The organism is Duganella levis (assembly GCF_009857605.1).
Taxonomy (GTDB): domain Bacteria; phylum Pseudomonadota; class Gammaproteobacteria; order Burkholderiales; family Burkholderiaceae_D; genus Rugamonas; species Rugamonas levis.
The window spans coordinates 133,759-151,417 of record NZ_WWCT01000002.1 but is presented as its reverse complement, the minus strand read 5'-3'; the positions used below and the strand labels follow the sequence as shown (position 1 = coordinate 151,417).

Annotated in this window: 13 protein-coding genes; 4 read left to right on the top strand and 9 right to left on the bottom strand. The window is 63.1% G+C overall.

Going from position 1 to position 17,659, the window contains the following annotated elements; genetic code table 11:
• The first annotated feature begins 38 nt into the window (after positions 1-38).
• Both GTP69_RS03630 and GTP69_RS03625 read left to right on the top strand, forming a co-directional pair.
• Complete coding sequence (locus tag GTP69_RS03630) at positions 39-899, top strand: LysR family transcriptional regulator (protein WP_161053609.1); 861 nt, start codon at positions 39-41, stop codon at positions 897-899.
• A gap of 78 nt (positions 900-977) precedes the next feature.
• Positions 978-2,240 carry a DUF2863 family protein gene (locus GTP69_RS03625; RefSeq protein WP_161053608.1) on the top strand — a complete coding sequence of 421 codons (1,263 nt, stop codon included), beginning with the start codon at positions 978-980 and terminating at the stop codon, positions 2,238-2,240.
• A gap of 24 nt (positions 2,241-2,264) precedes the next feature.
• On the opposite strand, the gene GTP69_RS03620 is transcribed toward GTP69_RS03625, so the two are convergent.
• The 7 genes from GTP69_RS03620 to GTP69_RS03590 all read right to left on the bottom strand — a co-directional run bounded on the left by GTP69_RS03620 (position 2,265) and on the right by GTP69_RS03590 (position 9,091).
• A complete protein-coding gene (locus tag GTP69_RS03620; RefSeq protein WP_161053607.1) occupies positions 2,265-2,576 on the bottom strand; it encodes a hypothetical protein in 312 nt (103 codons plus the stop codon).
• A gap of 28 nt (positions 2,577-2,604) precedes the next feature.
• On the bottom strand, positions 2,605-3,069 hold the full coding sequence (locus GTP69_RS03615; protein ID WP_161053606.1) for a CYTH domain-containing protein: 465 nt from the start codon (positions 3,067-3,069) through the stop codon (positions 2,605-2,607).
• A 2-nt stretch (positions 3,070-3,071) separates the two neighbouring features.
• Positions 3,072-4,199, bottom strand: a complete 1,128-nt coding sequence (locus GTP69_RS03610) for a M14 family metallopeptidase (protein WP_161053605.1) — start codon at positions 4,197-4,199, stop codon at positions 3,072-3,074.
• A gap of 33 nt (positions 4,200-4,232) precedes the next feature.
• Positions 4,233-5,729, bottom strand: coding sequence for a succinyl-CoA:acetate CoA-transferase ScpC (gene scpC / locus GTP69_RS03605; RefSeq protein ID WP_161053604.1), 1,497 nt, complete (start codon positions 5,727-5,729; stop codon positions 4,233-4,235).
• Positions 5,730-5,816: 87 nt separating this feature from the next.
• Positions 5,817-6,920 carry a patatin-like phospholipase family protein gene (locus GTP69_RS03600; protein ID WP_229260803.1) on the bottom strand — a complete coding sequence of 368 codons (1,104 nt, stop codon included), beginning with the start codon at positions 6,918-6,920 and terminating at the stop codon, positions 5,817-5,819.
• Between the two features lie 45 nt (positions 6,921-6,965).
• Positions 6,966-8,429 carry a catalase gene (locus GTP69_RS03595; protein ID WP_161053603.1) on the bottom strand — a complete coding sequence of 488 codons (1,464 nt, stop codon included), beginning with the start codon at positions 8,427-8,429 and terminating at the stop codon, positions 6,966-6,968.
• An 89-nt stretch (positions 8,430-8,518) separates the two neighbouring features.
• Entirely contained in the window at positions 8,519-9,091 is a 573-nt protein-coding gene (locus GTP69_RS03590; protein ID WP_161053602.1) for a TetR/AcrR family transcriptional regulator, read from the bottom strand.
• Positions 9,092-9,177: 86 nt separating this feature from the next.
• Here GTP69_RS03590 and GTP69_RS03585 point away from each other — a divergent pair, with 86 nt between their 5' ends.
• Complete coding sequence (locus tag GTP69_RS03585) at positions 9,178-10,368, top strand: MFS transporter (RefSeq protein WP_161053601.1); 1,191 nt, start codon at positions 9,178-9,180, stop codon at positions 10,366-10,368.
• A 26-nt stretch (positions 10,369-10,394) separates the two neighbouring features.
• Here the strand turns inward: GTP69_RS03585 and cphA are convergent, their stop codons facing one another.
• Positions 10,395-12,965: a cyanophycin synthetase gene (gene cphA / locus GTP69_RS03580; protein ID WP_161053600.1), complete on the bottom strand. Its 2,571-nt coding sequence runs from the start codon at positions 12,963-12,965 to the stop codon at positions 10,395-10,397.
• A gap of 26 nt (positions 12,966-12,991) precedes the next feature.
• A complete protein-coding gene (locus tag GTP69_RS03575; RefSeq protein WP_161053599.1) occupies positions 12,992-15,166 on the bottom strand; it encodes a cyanophycin synthetase in 2,175 nt (724 codons plus the stop codon).
• Positions 15,167-15,383: 217 nt separating this feature from the next.
• Between GTP69_RS03575 and GTP69_RS03570 the strand changes: the two genes are divergently transcribed.
• Entirely contained in the window at positions 15,384-17,657 is a 2,274-nt protein-coding gene (locus tag GTP69_RS03570) for a cyanophycin metabolism-associated ABC transporter (protein WP_161053598.1), read from the top strand.
• The last annotated feature ends 2 nt before the right edge of the window (positions 17,658-17,659 follow it).

The window sequence follows — 17,659 nt, the reverse complement described above, 5'->3', positions numbered from 1 at the left end:
TAGGTATAATGGACGCCATTAACAACGCTAATACCATCATGTCCAGGAATCTCGACGTCGGCCTGTTGCGCACCCTGATCGCGGTGGCCGACTGCGGCAGCATGAGCACCGCCGCCGGCCGGCTGCACATGACGCAGGGCGCCGTCAGCCAGCGCATCAAGCGGCTGGAAACGGCCACCGGCCAGGTCCTGATGCAACGCGACCAGTTGGGCACGCGCCTGACGCCCGCCGGCGAACGCCTGCTGGCCAGCGCACGCCAGCTGGTCGACCTCAACGACGCTATTCTCGCCACGCTGACGCCGGCACTGTCGGGCCGCGTGCGGCTAGGCGTGCCGCACGACCTGATCGGCACGCACCTGCCACCGATGCTGCACCACTTCGCGCAGCGCCATCCGGATATCGATGTCGCGCTGGTAGCCGGTTCCTCGAACGAGCTGCAGCGGGCCTGGGAAACGCACAAGGTGGATCTGGCGCTGATCGAAGAACCGGTCGGCGAAGGCACTGGCGAACAGCTGTCGCTGGAACAGCCGGTGTGGGTCGGCGCCGCCGGCGGCAAAGCCTGGAGCCGGCGGCCGCTGCCGGTATGCCTGGTATCGGACACCTGCGTGTTCCGCCAGCCGGTCGATGCCGCCCTGCGCCAGGCAGGCATCGCCGCGCGCACCGTCATCGACTACGCCAGCATGGAGGCCACCACCGCCACCGTGCAGGCCGATCTGGCCGTCAGCGCCTGGCTGGCCTCCACCGTGCCGGCCACGCTGGACATCCTCGGCCACGACAGCGGCCTGCCGCCGCTGCCGCCGTACGCCATCACGCTGCTGGCCGGCGACGCCCCCGCCACGCTGGCGATGGCCGCCTGCCTGCGTCAGATGTATGCCCAGCGCACGAATCAACTACAATAGGGATCATAAGGGTTATGATCTGCATGACTGATCCGTTTTTTTATTCCGCTTTTTCTTACCTGAGACTCTTATTGCGCTATGCGTCGTCCATCTAAAGCTTCATCCCACAAGTTATCCTCCGAGAGCCAACGCCTCGCCACCTATGCCCAGGCAGTCGGGCAGGCGGCCAGTCGCATCGAAGAGCGGGCCTGGGAGCACTCACTCGATGCGCAGCTCCAGAAACTCCTGAAAACCGGTCACCAGGACACCGTCGACGCCACCCTCAACGCGCTGTTCAAGGAAGACCTGAACGCCTACGACGTGCTGATGGACAGCGTGGAAGCGGCCAGCGAATCGGCCCACATCACCATCGACACCGCCGACGGCGTCAGCAAAGCGTATGACGTGCTGCTGGTGGCCGCGCCTATCCTGGCCTGGACCCGCTTCGCCATCGCCTCCGGCGCGATCCCGGCCGACATCCTGCAAACGCTGACGGCGCACTTCTCCGCCCACCTGCTGGCCGATGGTACGCAGCTGGCGGTGTCACCGACGCTGTTCTCCATCGACCAGCTGCCGCGCAGCCACGTCGAGACCTACGGCAAAGTGCACAAGCTGGCGCAGGCCGCCGTCAAGGGCACGACGCTGAAGGTCGACACCAAAGTGCCGGAAACCGCGCCGTTCCTGGCCGATACCCGCTACCTGCTGGTGGCCGTGGTGGCGCCGGCCGGCGGACCGCTGTTCCGCTGGCAGATGCCGGCACACCAGGCCAACTTCGCCGTCGAACGCGGCGCCGCGCTGGAGCAATGGCGCGCGCAGGCCACGCCGACCGTCAACCGCCTGCTGCCGGGTTGCGGCGTCGAGCTGCTGCTGCCGGAAGCCTATTACATGGCCTGCCGCGAGGCGGACAAGCAAATTCGTCCGGTCTCGATCCGCGCCGCCGTGCACTACCTGACGCACACGCTGGGCGTGGAGCCGTCCGAACTGCGCGCGGTGATCGCCGGCTTCGGCGAAGAAAGCGCGGAGAACCAGGTGGACGAATACCGCGTGGCCTTTACGCAGCGTTCGTCGAGCGATGTGATCTACGGTGTGGTGTGGCCGCTGTATGGCCAGGAAGATGAGGAAGGCACGCCGCCCGAAGGTCCAGGCGCCGTCCCACTGGAACAAAAGCCGATGACGCCGATAGAAGACATCATCTCGCACCTGAACGAGGCGGGCGTCACGCAGGTCAAGAAGATCAGCGAACGCTATGTAGTCGAGTTCTGCGACGACTGCGGCGCCCCGCTGTTCGCCGACCCGCAAGGCGAACTGGCCCACGCCGAAATGCCCGAAGACGCCCCCAGCGGCACCGAGCACTTCCACTAAATAAAAAGCCCCTCACGGGGCTTTTTATTTGGAAGGTGGCGGCGATAAATAGATCACGATCGGCTGATTGCTCTGCGCTGGCTGCAGCGTCTGCGCCGGCGGCGCCTGCACAACAATCGGCGTCGGCTGCGGCGGTGACCTCGTTGCATTATTTGCCGCGAAATACAGCCCGCCGAAACCGAGAAACATGCCGATCATCGACGCCACCATCCAGCGATAGCCTTCAGCCGACATCTTGTGCATTTCCGCGCGAAAAATCTCAATATCGGCCTTCGTCGCTAACGTCGGCACGATCGCATCTATATGCGCCTTGAGCGCTGAAACCTCGTTGTCCATTCCTACAGCTTAGGACAAAACGGGCATCCTACCAAGTGGAGAACGGCTTTTTAATCAGGTTCGAGTTGAGGTAGCGCAGGTCATCGGTGACTTCCTCGCCGATCCAGTCCGGCTTGTCGAACTGCTGGTCTTCCGACTGCAACTCGATCTCCGCCACCACCAAACCGGCATTCACGCCGAGGAACTCATCCACTTCCCACACATTGCCCGCGAACGTAATGCGGCGGCGGTACTTCTCGATCAACGGCCGCTCGCACAAACCATTCAGCAGCTCAGCCGCATCGGCGACGGGAATCTCATACTCCCACTCGCCGCGCGTAGCGCCCTTGTTGGCGCTCTTGATCGTGATCACCGCCCGCTCGCCCTCGATGCGCACGCGCACCACCCGCTCCTTGCTGGACGACAGATAGCCCTGGCGAAAAAACACCGGCTCGCCCAGCGCCATCCAGTCATCGCCGGACAGCAGGAACTTGCGTTCGATCTCGACGCCCACGATCAGTAGTCGTCCAGCGACAGCAGGATCGGTTGCAGGATCGAGGCGCCCAGCGCCGCACTGCGCGCGCCATTCCAGCCCACGTGCGGGTCCGGCAGATCGGCGTTGTCCTTGAACGGCATCTCCAGCGTCAGCGCCAGGCAGCCAAAGTGGTGGCCGACGTATTTGGACGCCAGCGTCAGCATGTCTTCCTTGTACTTGCTGGCCGCGTAGCCGACTTTATCCTGGAAGTCCGGCGACGCATTCTTGTAGCGGTCAATGAACGCCTGCTGCTTCTGGCGGCGCTCGTCGCTGAAGTTCTCCAGCATCTCGTTACCGGCCACGAAGTTGTACGGCAATGCTTCGTCGCCGTGAATATCGAAGAACATATCGATGCCGGTTTCGTGCATCTTCTGCTTCACGTACAGCACTTCCGGGCTGCGCTCGACCGAAGGCGTCATCCACTCGCGATTCAGGTTGGCGCCGGCCGCATTGGTGCGCAGGTTGCCGCGCACCGAACCGTCCGGATTCATGTTCGGCACAATGTAGAACACGCAGCGCTGCAGCAGCTTGCGGGCGATCGGGTTCGCATCGTCCAGCAGCGAATCGATCAGGCCTTCGATGAACCATTCCGCCATCGACTCGCCCGGATGCTGGCGCGCGATGAACCAGATTTTCTTTTCCGCTTCCGGCTTGCCGATGACCACCAGGTTCATATCGCGGCCATCGACCGTCGAACCCAGGTCCAGCACGCGCGCCAGCGGATGCTCGCCCACCTCGCCCAGCAGGCGCAGATGGCGCTCGAACGAATACGGCTCGAAGTAAGCGTAGTAGATGCTGTCGGTATCCGGCGTATGGTCAATCGTCATGACCGCGCCATCGAACCTGGTCGGCACGCGGAACCAGTTCTCGGTGTCGTAGCTGGCCACCGCCTGGTAATCCTCGTAGCCCTTGGCATAGGTGGCCTGGCCGGCGTTCAGGAAGCGCATCGTCAGCTTCTGGCCACGCGCGCCCTGCACGCGGAAATGGAACCACTGATGGATGTCAGCGTGAGAATCCTTGCGCAGATTCAGTTCGATGGAGGCTGCGCTGTCCGCGCGCAGAACTTCGATCGCACCGGAGTCGAAGTTCTGGCTGATTTTAATGGTCATGTTGATCCAATATTAAGTGAATGCAGATGACCATTATTTTACCAGCATGCTCCCTTCCCGTTTATAGCGGGCGTGCCACGACAATGCCTTCTCCAGCACATGCGGCGTCTGGCCGCCGCCTTGCAGCGCTTCCTCGAAATAGGCGCGCAGCTGCGGGCGGTAATCCGGATGCGCGCAGTTCTCGATGATGCGCGGCGCCCGTTCGCGTGGCGCCAGGCCGCGCAAGTCGGCCAGGCCCCATTCCGTCACCAGCACATCGACATCGTGCTCGGTGTGATCGACGTGCGAGGCAAACGGCACCACGCTGGAAATCGCGCCATCCTTGGCCACCGACTTGCTGACGAAGACCGACAACTGGCCATTGCGCGCAAAGTCGCCCGAGCCGCCGATGCCGTTCATCATGTGCGTACCGCCGACGTGGGTCGAATTGACGTTACCGTAGATGTCGAACTCCAGTGCCGTATTCAACGCGATGATGCCCAGCCGCCGCACGATCTCCGGGTGGTTGCTGATCTCCTGCGGCCGCAGCACGATGCGCTCGCGATACTGCTCGATATTGTCGATGAACTTCTGGTGCATGGCGGCCGACAGCGTGATCGACGACGCCGACGCCATCTTCAGCTGGCCCGAATCCAGCAGCTCGATCGCGCTATCCTGCAGCACTTCCGAGAACATAGTCATATCGCGGAACGGCGAATCGATCAGGCCATGCAGCACCGCGTTGGCGATGGTGCCGATGCCTGCCTGCAGCGGACGCAGTGAAGTATCCATGCGGCCTGCTTTCACCTCGCCTTCCAGGAAGGTGATGATGTGGCGCGCGATGGCGTCGGTCTCGTCATCCGGCGGCAGCGCGTTGGATGGGCTGTCCGGGCTATCGGTAATCACAATCGCGGCGATGCGCTCAGGGTCGAGCGGAATCGCGTTGACGCCGATGCGCTGCCATGGCGTCAGCAAAGGAATCGCTTCGCGCTGCGGGCGCGCAGTCGGCACATAAATATCGTGAAAGCCTTCCAGCGACAGCGGCGCGCTCAGGTTGATCTCGACGATCACCTTGCCGGCCTGCTGCACGAAGTTAGCCGAGTTCCCGACCGACATGGTGGGAATGATGCCGCCATCGGCCGTAATCGCCACCGCCTCGATCACCGCGATGTCGATGCCTTTCAGGTCGCCCGAACGCAACTGCTCGGCCGTCTCCGACAAATGCTGATCGATGAACATCACCTCGCCGGAATTGATCTTGCGGCGCAGCGCGGCATCGGCCTGGAACGGCATGCGGCGCGCCACCACGCCGGCGTTGGCCATCAGGCCGTCGCTGTCGTTACCGAGCGAAGCGCCGGTCAGCAGCGTCAGTTGCAGCGGATTGCCCTGGCGGGCGCGTTCGACCAGCGCTGCGGGCAGCGCCTTGGCGTCGCCGGCGCGGGTAAAGCCGCTCATGCCCACCGTCATGCCGTCCTTGAATAAAAAGGCGGCCTGTTCGGCGCTCATCAGTTTGTTCATCAGCGCCGGGCGGCGAATGCGATCTTCATACATGGTGGTTCTCCTCATTCTTTTGTTTCAGTATAGAATCAGGAAAACTGCATATTTATGAATTAAATTCCTGCTTTTCAGTCGTTTTTTTCATGATGGCAGTTCGTGGATCACGATGCCCTCGATCGGGTCGATCGCCTGCTGCCACGGCCGCAGTTCAATGAAGCGCTGCGTATCGTCATAGCCGGCCTGCCAGCGGGCGCGGATGCCGGCGGCGCTGAAGTCGATGTCCTTGGTATGGTCTTCATTGCCGATGCGCGGCGCGCGCAGCGACACCACGTGCATGTCGGTGCCGCAGCCCCATGAAGCCAGCTCGCGCATCTCGGGCGATGCCGCTTCGTCCGCCGACAGATGCTTGCTCATCTCGCGTATCACATGGCGCAGCCGGTGCAGCTTGCGCTGCTGCTCGATATTGCTGGCGCGGCTGGCGTACTGGATCTCCTTGTGCTTATCCAGCACATCGAGCACGCTTTCCGGTTCGCTGCCGTCCGGGTTCCACACCTGCACCGAGAAGATCACCGAGCTGCGGCGCGGCTCATCATCGAGCACCGCCTCGATCGGCGTGTTGGAGTAGATGCCGCCGTCCCAATACGGCTGGCCGTCGATGCGGACCGCCGGAAAGGCCGGCGGCAGCGCGCCCGAGGCCATCACATGCTCGACCCGCAGCGGCTCCTGCTTGCTGTCGAAGTAGCGCATCGCGCCGCTGCGCGCATTGACCGCGCCCACCGTCAGGCGCATCTGCTTTTGATTGAGATAATCGAAATCGACCAGCGCCTCCAGCGTATTCCGCAAAGGCGTGGTCTGATAGAAGGAAGCGTGTTCGATTCCCACGCGCGCCTCGGGATTCCACCACGAGGTCAGATTAGGTTCGAAGAAGGCCGGGATGCCCTGCCCCACCGTGATCGCATTGGCGATCGCGCGCGGCATGGTGGAGAAGCCGAAGGCATTGCGCTCCATCCGATGCCAGAACTCGCGCAAGCGGTCCAGCCGCTGCCCGGGCGGATTGCCGGCGATGATGGCGCCGTTGATGGCGCCGATGGAGGTGCCGATCACCCAATCCGGTTCGATGCCGGCTTCGTGCAAGGCCTGGTACACGCCCAGTTGATAAGCGCCCAAAGCGCCGCCGCCCTGCAGGACCAGAACAATCTGACCCGGCAAGGCTGGCGATGGCGGACAAGCTGATTTGCGGCTCAAGACAGACCTCCACGATGCACGGCAACGTGGAGATTGTATGCCATCTTAGGCGACGGTCACGCCCTTCGCTTTCAGCGCTGCGCGCACGCCGGCGCCGTAGGCTGGATCGGCCAGGTCGAGGTGACCCAGCTGACGGGCGATGATCTCGGCGCTGACCTGGCTCAATGGACCGGCCATGTTGTTGAACAGGTTTTGCTGTTCATCCGCCGGCATCAGGCGGAACAGGTTGCCGGCCTGGGTGTAATCGTCCTCGGTGCCGCGGGCATCGTAGCGGGCCGCCGCGCCTTGCAGCGCCAGCGCCGGTTCGCCATGGCCCAGGCCTTGCGGATTGCTGCCGCCGCCCTGCACCGGATCGTAGTTCTGCGCTGCGCCGCCGTTGGCGATAGCCATGCCGCCGTCACGCTGCTGGTTGTGGAACGGGCAGCGTGGCGCGTTCACCGGCAGGTGCTGGTGGTTAGTGCCGACGCGGTACAGCTGCGCGTCGTGGTAGGCGAACAGGCGCGCTTGCAGCATCTTGTCCGGCGAGTAGCCCAGGCCCGGTACCACGTGCGATGGCGACAGCGCCGCTTGCTCCACTTCCGCGTGGTAGTTGACCGGGTTGCGGTTCAGTTCCAGCACGCCGACCGGCAGCATCGGGAAGTCCGCATGCGGCCAGACCTTGGTCAGGTCGAACGGATTCCAGCCGGTGCGCGCTTCCCATGTCGCCAGTTCGGCCTCGGTGGCGACTTGCACCTTGACGTCCCAGCGCGGGAAGTCGCCGCCGGCGATGGCGTTGAACAGATCGCGCTGCGCGTAGTCCGGATCGGAACCGGCGATGCGCGTGGCTTCCTCGGCGCTCAGGTTCTTGATGCCTTGCTGCGTCAGGAAGTGCCACTTGACGTAAACACGTTCGCCGTCGACGTTAATCAGGCTGTAGGTGTGGCTGCCGAAACCGTGCATGTGGCGATAGCCGTCCGGCGTGCCACGGCTGGAGAACAGCGTGGTCACCTGGTGCAGGCTCTCCGGCGTGCGGCTCCAGAAATCGAACATCGCGGTCGGCGATTTCAGATTGGTTTGCGGATCGCGCTTTTGCGTGTGGATGAAGTCCGGGAACTTGATGCCGTCCTTGAGGAAGAACACCGGCGTGTTATTGCCGACCAGGTCCCAGTTACCTTCTTCGGTATAGAAGCGCACGGCGAAACCGCGTGGATCGCGCTCGGTATCGGCGCTGCCCTTCTCGCCGCCAACGGTGGAAAAGCGCAGGAAGGTCTCGGTCTGCTTGCCGACTTCGGCGAACAGTTTGGCCTTGCTGTATTTGGTGATGTCGTGGGTAACGGTGAAGGTGCCATAAGCGCCCGAGCCTTTGGCGTGCACCACGCGCTCAGGAATGCGTTCACGGTTGAAGTGCTGCAGCTTCTCGATCAGGTGGAAGTCCTGCAACAGCACCGGGCCACGTGGGCCGGCGGTGACGGAGTTTTGGTTGTCGGCGACTGGAATGCCGGACGCGGTGGTGATAGGTGGCTGGCTCATACTATGGCTCCTCGTTGTTGATAGCGTAGGGCTATTCTAACGAGGATGGTCAATAAATAAAAACTATAAATATCTATAGCTTTGATAGCTTATGGCAATGATTGCTTTACCTTGGCGAAGCAACGCTCGACCAGTGTGCGGATATGCGCGCGCGTCGGCAGGGTCGGACCAAACAGCGAGCGATAGATGATCGGCGCAACGACGCCATCCATCACGACGTCCACCTCAGGCACCGCCTCCCTCCGGGCAATGCCACGGTCAAGGATTTGCTGGATTTGCCCGGCCACGTACACCGCGCATTGGCAACTCGCCTCGGCGCGATTGCTGGCCAGTACGTCGTGCATCATGGTCATGCCGACCGCCGACGTCATTTCATCCAGATACAGTTCCGCCCAGGCTTGCAGGTCGCCCAGCACGGTACCGGTGTCGATCAGTGGCGCATCCGCGCGCAAGCTGCCGACGGCGACATCGGACAGCAGGTCCGCCAGCGTGCCCCAGCGCCGGTAGATGGTGGACGGCGTCACGCCAGCACGGTCGGCGATCATCGGCACCGTCAGGTCGGCGCGGTCGATTTCAGCGGATAGCTCCTGCACCGCCTGATGTACCGCCGCCTGAACGCGGGCGCTGCGCCCTCCTGGGCGCGGAGATGTTTTTGAGTTCATTTCGCGATTCTAATGCAAAGAATTCGCTTTAGTGGTTTAATCGCACAAAAGCAAATTCTTTGCTTTTGTGCGGAAATGGACTTTTTATGAAAACGACTGGACAGCAACTCAGCTCCAAGACATCACTCTGGCTACTGGCCAGCATTATGGTTGGCTTTCTGGCCGCCTCCAGCGCGCCGTCGCCGCTGTATGCGATCTACCGGCACGCCTGGGGCTTTTCAGCGCTCACCCTCACGGTGGTGTTCTCCGTGTATGCCTTCGCGCTGCTGAGCGCACTGCTGGTATTTGGTTCGCTGTCGGACTTCCGCGGAAGGCGCGACATCATCCTGCTCGCCCTGGGGTTGGAGGTCGGCTCGCTGCTGCTGTTCCTGAACGCCGATTCGGTCGCCTCGCTGATCGCCGCCCGTGCGCTGCAAGGACTCGCCACCGGCATCGTCACCAGCGCCCTCAGCGCCGCGCTGATCGACATCGACCGCACGCACGGCGCATTGGTGAACAGCGTCGCGCCGATGATCGGCATGGGCATCGGCGCCTTGGGCACCAGCCTGCTGGTGCAGTTCGCGCCGGCGCCGACCAAGATCGTGTTCGAACTGCTGATCGTGGTGTTTATCGTGCAGGCGGCCGCCATGTGGTTCCTGCCGGAGACCGTGTCGCGCAGGCCGGGCGCCTGGCGCTCGCTGTGGCCGAGCATCGCGATTCCCCAGCAGGCCCGCGCCACCTTGTGGCAGGTTTTGCCGGTGAATACGGCGCTATGGGCGCTGGGAGGTTTCTCGCTGTCGCTGGGACCGAGCCTGGTGCGCATCGTCACCGCCAGCCAATCGCCGCTGATCGGCGGCTTCGCCATCGCCGCGCTGGTGCTCACCAGTGCAGCGGCGATTCTGGTGGTGCGCACGCATCCACCGCGCGCGGTACTGATCGGCGGGACGATCGCGCTGGCCACAGGCATGGTGGTGACGCTGGCCGGCATCGTCAGCTACTCCGCCGTCGCATATTTTATCGGGACCGCGATCATGGGAGCGGGCTTCGGCGCCGGCTTTAACGGCTCGTTGCGTAGCCTGGTGGGATTGGCGCGGCCGGAACAACGCGGCGACTTGATGGCAGGATTTTTCTCACTGAGCTATCTCGCGTTCAGTGTGCCGGCGATTCTGGCGGGACTGGCGGTAGGCTACTTCGGCCTGTATGCCACGGCGCTCGGCTTTTTGGCGGGGATCATGGCATTGGCGCTGATTGCGCTGGCGCTGATGACAAGAAAAACGCCTGCCGTTCCCGCTCAATAAACGGGGACGGCAGGCGCGAACGAAGATCAGACTTCCTTGATGCGCTTGGCGATGTGGGCCAGCGCGTCTTCCACCTGGTCGATCAGGATCAGGCACAAGTCGCCGTCCTGCAAGCGCGCCAGCGCGGTGTCGATGGCCTTGAACTCGCCGTAGATTTCCTCGATGTGCGAGGTGCGCGGCGCGCCGGCCAGGCCGGAACGCAGCAGCGCCACCACTTCGCCGTCCACGCGGCCACGCTGGCAGGCGTCTTCGTACAGCAGCACGTCGTCAAACGCGCGGCCGAGGATTTCGGTCTGTTGCGTGATGTCCTGGTCGCGGCGGTCGCCGGCGCCCGATATCACCACCACGCGGCGCTTGGCCGGCATGGTCTCCACCGCCTTCACCAGCGCCAGGATGGCGTCCGGATTGTGGCCGTAGTCGGCGATCAGCGTCGCGCCTTTGTAGTCGAAGACGTTGAAGCGGCCCGGCGCATTGTCGGAATCGTTGGCGAAGGTTTTCAGGCCGAGACGGATCGCGTCCCAGCTGATGCCCACGCCCCACGCTGCCGCCACCGACGCCATCACGTTCTCCACCTGGAAGCCGATTGCGCCGTTACGGGTGATCGGCACAGCCGACAGGGGAATGCGGTTCTGTTCACGGCCTTCCGCCGCCACCAGATGGCCGTCTTCCACGTACACGGTGCGGCTGCCTTGCGCCAGATGCGTGGCGATCACCGGATGCGAACGGTCCGCACCGAAGAAGATCACCTTGCCGCGGCAGTTCAGCGCCATGCCGGCGACGATAGGATCGACCGCATTCAGCACCGCGAAGCCGCTGGCCGAGACGTTCTGCACGATCACGCGCTTCAGCACCGCCAGGTCTTCCACCGTGGTGATGTAGTTCAAACCCAGGTGGTCGCCCATGCCGATGTTGGTCACCACCGCCACCTGGCAGCGGTCGAAGGCCAGGCCTTCGCGCAGGATGCCGCCACGCGCGGTTTCAAACACCGCCGCGTCGACGTCCGGATGCAGCAGTACGTTGCGCGCGCTGCGCGGACCGCTGCAATCGCCGCTGTCGGTCTGTCGGCCTTCGATGTAGACGCCGTCGGTATTTGTCATGCCGGTGCGCAGGCCGCTGGCGGTCAGCAGGTGCGCGATCAGGCGCACGGTAGTAGTCTTGCCATTGGTGCCGGTCACCGCCACCACGGGAATGCGGCCATCTTCGCCCGGCGCAAACATGGTGTTGACGATGGCCTCGCCCACCGCGCGGCCTTTGCCGAACGATGGCGCGATGTGCATCCGCAGGCCAGGTGCGGCGTTGACTTCCACCACGCCGCCGCGTTGATTCTCGATCGGTTCCAGCACGTTGTCGCAAACGACATCCACGCCGCACAGATCGAGGCCGATCATTTGCGCCGCTTCCACCGCGCGCGCCGCTACTTCCGGATGCACGTCGTCGGTGACGTCGGTGGCGGTGCCGCCGGTCGACAGGTTGGCGTTATTGCGCAGGATGACGCGCTGGCCTTTGGCCGGTACCGAGTCCGCGTTGAGGCCTTGCAGCGCCAGACGCGCAATCGCGATGTCGTCGAAGCGAATCTTGGTCAGCGAAGTCGAATGGCCGGAGCCGCGGCGCGGATCGGCGTTGACAATGTCGACCAGCTGACGCACGGTGTGGGTGCCGTCGCCGATCACCAGCGGCGGATCGCGGCGCGCGGCGGCAATCAGCTTGTTGCCGATGACGAGCAGACGGTAATCGTGGCCCGGCAGGTAGCGCTCGACCATCACGTCGTCGCGGAATTCCTTGGCGGTGCGGAAGGCCTGCTCCAGGTGGTCCTGGGTCATGATGTTGACCGTGACGCCCTTGCCCTGGTTGCCATCCTTCGGCTTGACCACCACCGGCAGGCCGATTTCCTGCGCGGCTTTCCAGGCGTCGGCTTCGTCTTCCACCGAGCGGCCGATAGGCACCGGCACACCGGCCGCATGCAGCAGCTTCTTGGTCAGTTCCTTGTCCTGCGCGATGGTCTCGCCGATGGCGCCGGTGGTGTCCATTTCGGCAGCCTGGATGCGACGCTGTTTCGAGCCCCAGCCAAACATCACCATCGAGCCTTCGGTCAGACGGCGGAACGGAATGTCGCGCGCCACGGCGGCGTTGACGATAGCGCCGGTGCTTGGGCCCAGGCGCACGTCTTCATCCAGGTCGCGCAGTTCGGTCAGCGCTGCTTCCAGGTCAAAGGCGGTATCGGCCAGCACGGAGTTGATCAGCGCTTCAGCCATTTCCACCGCGCGGCGGCCGACGGCTTCCTCGGTGTATTCCACCACGGTCTGGTAGATGCCTTCATCCAGCGTGGCGTGGGTGCGGCTGAAAGTGACCGGGCAACCGGCTTGCGCTTGCAGGCTCAGTGTCGCCACTTCCAGCACGCGTGCCAGCGATACGGCGTCCGAGGTGCCGGTTGGTTGCAGTGCGCCGACAGCGGGGAAGCGCGCGTGCAGACGCTGCACGAAGTTCGGCAGCGTCGCAATCGATTGTTCTTCCGGCGGGCACGAGATGATGACTTCCACCGCAGTGTGGTGGCTCCAAAGATTCGGGCCGCGAAGGGCGCGGGTGCGTATGACTTCCATGCTCTTTTTATTCTCTCAATGATGTATCAGTGGTGAACGCGTTTCGGTGACGCTTCCCAGGTGCGCAGCCCGGCGCCGATCAGGTCCGGCGTCAGGCCCAGCGCCCAGCCGGCGGCAATCGCGGCCAGCACGGCTTCCGGCGGCACCAGCGGCGACAGCGGCAAAGTGCCCACTTCTTCGTGGCCGATCGCCATGACGATACTGTTATTCACGCCGTCCTTGCGCTCGAACACCACGCGCTGGTTGTCTTGGCGGTGCGCGGCGATGGCGGGCAGGTGCTCGTCGACGCCGTAGAAAATCACTTCACCGTCGCACAGGTCGGCCATCTCCACCACTTGCGGATCGGCGGCGTTCAGCACCGCCACGCCGTCCGGCAGCACCACATCCACCTGGGTGCGCAGCACGTTATACAGCTTGTTCTCGCTGTCGATGTGGAAGTCGTTCAGGTCAGCGAAGTCGCTGACGTCGGTCACCACGCCCACCGCGCATTTGTCGTAGGCCAGGCCTTCCGACAGGATCATGCGCGCGCTGTTTTCAAATACGCCGGCTTCGACGTTTTTGTTCAACAGCAGGCGCTCGCCGGTTTCCCAGTCGCTGAAGCCGTCGCGCGGCAGCAGGCGGCCGTTGACGAACAAACCGTCGGCGCAGGTCAGGCCGGTTTTCTTGCCGCTGATTTGCAGCAGCCAGGCGACCAGGCGCGCGGTCATGGTGGTGCCATGCTTGCCGGTGATGCCGACGATCGGCATGCGGCCGGTGGCGTCGCCAAACAGGTGATCGACAATCGCCTCGCCGACGTTGCGCGGTTCGCCCTCGGCCGGCTTCAGATGCGCCAGCAAGCCAGGACTGGCGTTGACTTCGATGATGGCGCCGCCGGTTTCTTCCAGCGGACGGCTGATGTCCGAGGTCACCAGGTCGATGCCGGCGATGTCCAGGCCAACGATACGCGCCGCCAGCGTGGCCATGGCCGCCACTTGCGGGTGCACCTTGTCGGTGACGTCGATGGCGACATTGCCGTTCGGCTGGATCAGCACCTTCTGGCCTTCGGCCGGCACCGAGTCATGCGTCATGCCCTGGCGCTTCAGTTCCAGCACGATCTCGCCCGAGGTATCCGGCGTGACCAGGCCCAGTGGGAATTCTTCGGTATCGCCGCGGCGCGGATCGGTATTGATTTGCGTGTTGCACAGTTCCAGCACGCTGGCCTTGCCGTCGCCGGTCACCCACAGCGACTCGCCGGCGGCGGCGGCGACCATGCGCTTGCCCACCACCAGCAGGCGATGTTCTTCGCCGACGATGAATCGCTCGACGATCACGCTGCTGCTGTCGCCTTCCACTGCGGCCAGCGCATACGCGGCGGCGACGTCGGCTTCGGTGCTCAGGTTCAGCGACACGCCACGGCCATGGTTGCCGTCATACGGTTTCAGGACCACCGGCAGGCCGATGTCCTGCGCGGCTTCCCACGCTTCCTCGGCGCTCTTGACCAACTGGCCTTCCGGCACCGGCACGCCGCACGAGGACACCAGCGTCTTGGTCAGATCCTTGTCGCTGGCGATGCCTTCGGCGATGGCCGAGGTCTGTTCGGTTTCGGCGGTCCAGATGCGGCGTTGTGCGGCGCCATGGCCCAGCTGCACCAGGTTGCCGTCGGTCAGACGAATGAAAGGAATCTTGCGCACGCCGGCGGCATCGACGATGTTGCCGGTGCTTGGGCCCAGGCACAGGCTCTCGACCATATCGGTCAGCTGCGCCACGGTGGCGGCCAGATCGTACGGACGGTCTTCGATCATCGCCATCAGCAGGTCGCGGCCGGCGGCCAGTGCGGCGCGGCCGACTTCTTCCTGGCGGGTGCGGAAGGCCATTTTATACAGGCCGGTGTTCTCGCCGATTTCGCGGGTCTTGCCGAAGCCGGTTTTCATGCCGGCCAGGTTTTGCAGTTCCAGCACAACGTGTTCCAGGATATGGCCGGCATAGGTGCCGTCGCGCAGGCGCTCCAGGAAGCCGCCGTGCTCGCCCACGCCGCAGCGGTGGACGATCAGGCCCGGCAGGATCGCCGTCAGGCGCTCATACAAACCGGGCAACAAATTCGAGGGGAAGTTCTCCAACTCGCCAATGTCCAGCCACGCCTCGACTACCGGGCGATAGGTCCAGATGTTGGGTCCGCGCAAATAAGTTACGCGCTGAACTTCAATGTCTTTCTTCTTAGTCATGTATTGATTCTTATAACTTTGTTATCGGCTGAGCCAGCCCGCGCCGTATTGTAAACCCTGTACCCTTGCCATGCTGCTGTGCGGTATACTTGCCGTCAAGTTTGACGCCGCCGCAACCATCTGATTTTATTGTTTTCTGTCAAATGTTTAATCACTGACAGAATACCGTAAATAATACGTTACAACAGCCCTTTTCCCCTCAGGAGTACGCCACACGATGACGACAGAACAACTTTCCACCGTATCCAGCCAGAGCGAACTACCTGAACGCTGGCGTTCCGAGATACAGGCACAACTTTCCCAAGGGGAAAACGTTGCAGGTGCCCTGGAGGTTGACTTGGATCAGCAACTTCGTTTTTCCAAGGGTGTTGTGTTGGTAACGCCACACCGCGTTCTGGCCCGCGCGCCGGGGGCGGCCGGATGGGAATCGTGGGCATTTTCGCCGGATCTGGTGCTGAAACACCACGACCATGCCGGCGTCGGTCATCTGGAGTTGATCAATAAACAAGGCCGTCTGGCCGCCTGGCGCTTCACGCTGGGCCAGAACCTGGCGGCGATCCGCCTGGTCGAACAATTCGAGGCCCATCTCGACAGCCACGCCTCCGGCGAGCCGGTCATCGTCGACGATAAAAACGTCTGCCCAAGCTGCAAGGCGCCGATGGAGCCGGAGCAGGAGGAATGCCCGATCTGCACCAAGGTGGTCTACACGCCGCCATCGACGTGGACGCTGTTTCGCCTGTGGCGCTTCGCCAAGCCGTACAAATGGCAGTTGGCGCTGGGCTTTACCTTCATGCTGCTGTCCACCGGCGCCCACCTGATTCCGCCCTACCTGACCATCCCGCTGATGGACAATGTGCTGATCCCGTACCAGAACGGCAAGGCCGTCGATCCGATGCTGGTGGTGATGTATATGTCCGGCCTGGTCGGGGCGTCTATCCTGGCGTGGATTTTCGGCTGGGGCAAAACCTATGTGCTGGCGCTGGCGTCGGAACGCATCGGCGCCGACCTGCGCACCACCACCTACGAACACTTGCTGCAACTGTCGCTGGAATACTTCAGCGGCAAGCGCACCGGCGATTTGATGTCGCGCATCGGCTCCGAGAGTGACCGCATCTGCGTGTTCCTGTCGCTGCACCTGCTGGACTTCCTGTCCGACTGCCTGATGATCATCATGACCGGCGTGATCCTGTTCAACCTCGATCCGTGGCTGGCCATCTGCACGCTGGCGCCACTGCCGTTCATCGCCTGGATGATCCACCTGGTGCGCGACCGCCTGCGCACCGGCTTTGAAAAGATCGATCGCGTGTGGGGCGAAGTGACCAACGTGCTGGCCGATACCATTCCCGGCATCCGCGTGGTGAAAGCCTTTGCCCAGGAAGCGCGCGAAGCCAACCGCTTCCGCACCGCCAACAAACATAACCTGGCCGTCAACGACAAGTTGAACAAGGTGTGGTCGCTGTTCTCGCCGACCGTGTCCTTCCTGACCGAGCTGGGACTACTGGTGATATGGGTGTTCGGTATCTACCAGGTCTCCAAGGGCAATATCACGGTGGGTGTGCTGTCGTCGTTCGTGGCGTATGCCAGCCGCTTCTACGGCCGCCTGGATTCGATGAGCCGCATCGTCTCGGTGACGCAGAAATCGGCGTCGGCCGCCAAGCGTATCTTCGACATCCTCGACCACGTGTCGTCGGTGCCGGAGCCGGTCAATCCGGTCAAGCTGGATAAAGTGGAAGGCAATATCTCGCTGCGCGAAGTCGGCTTCCGCTACGGTAACCGCGCGGTCAACCGCGGCATCAACCTGGATATCAAGGCCGGTCAGATGGTCGGCCTGGTGGGCCACTCGGGTTCCGGCAAATCGACGCTGGTCAACCTGATCTGCCGCTTCTACGACGTGGCCGAAGGCGCCATCATGCTCGACGGCGTCGACATCCGCTCGTTTGCGGTGTCGGACTATCGCCGCAATATCGGCCTGGTGCTGCAGGAGCCGTTCCTGTTCTTCGGCACCATCGCCGAGAATCTGGCCTACGGCAAGCCGGGTGCGACGCGCGAAGAGATCATCTCCGCCGCCCGCGCCGCGCATGCGCACGAATTCATTTTGCGCCTGCCGCAGGGTTACGACTCGATGGTCGGTGAGCGCGGCCAGGGCCTGTCGGGCGGCGAGCGTCAGCGCATCTCGATTGCGCGCGCGCTGCTGATCGATCCGAAGATCCTGATCCTCGACGAAGCCACCGCCTCGGTCGACTCGGAAACCGAAAAAGAAATCCAGAAGGCGCTGGACAACCTGGTGCAAGGCCGTACCACCATCGCCATCGCCCACCGCCTGTCAACCTTGCAGAAGGCCGACCGCCTGGTGGTGCTGGATCGCGGCGTGGTGGTGGAAGACGGTCCGCACGACGAACTGATGGCGCGCGAAGGCGCTTACTACCGCCTGTATCAGGCCCAGGCCCGCAATGTGGACAAGGATCTGGACGACAGCGCCAGCGAGGAATAACA

Coding starts and splice junctions, on each gene's coding strand:
- GTP69_RS03590 (WP_161053602.1), bottom strand. CDS start 9,091: ATGAACTCAAAAACATCTCCGCGCCCAGGAGGGCGCAGCGCCCGCGTT.
- GTP69_RS03575 (WP_161053599.1), bottom strand. CDS start 15,166: ATGACTAAGAAGAAAGACATTGAAGTTCAGCGCGTAACTTATTTGCGC.
- GTP69_RS03570 (WP_161053598.1), top strand. CDS start 15,384: ATGACGACAGAACAACTTTCCACCGTATCCAGCCAGAGCGAACTACCT.
- GTP69_RS03595 (WP_161053603.1), bottom strand. CDS start 8,429: ATGAGCCAGCCACCTATCACCACCGCGTCCGGCATTCCAGTCGCCGAC.
- cphA (WP_161053600.1), bottom strand. CDS start 12,965: ATGGAAGTCATACGCACCCGCGCCCTTCGCGGCCCGAATCTTTGGAGC.
- GTP69_RS03585 (WP_161053601.1), top strand. CDS start 9,178: ATGAAAACGACTGGACAGCAACTCAGCTCCAAGACATCACTCTGGCTA.
- GTP69_RS03625 (WP_161053608.1), top strand. CDS start 978: ATGCGTCGTCCATCTAAAGCTTCATCCCACAAGTTATCCTCCGAGAGC.
- GTP69_RS03610 (WP_161053605.1), bottom strand. CDS start 4,199: ATGACCATTAAAATCAGCCAGAACTTCGACTCCGGTGCGATCGAAGTT.
- GTP69_RS03630 (WP_161053609.1), top strand. CDS start 39: ATGTCCAGGAATCTCGACGTCGGCCTGTTGCGCACCCTGATCGCGGTG.
- scpC (WP_161053604.1), bottom strand. CDS start 5,729: ATGTATGAAGATCGCATTCGCCGCCCGGCGCTGATGAACAAACTGATG.
- GTP69_RS03620 (WP_161053607.1), bottom strand. CDS start 2,576: ATGGACAACGAGGTTTCAGCGCTCAAGGCGCATATAGATGCGATCGTG.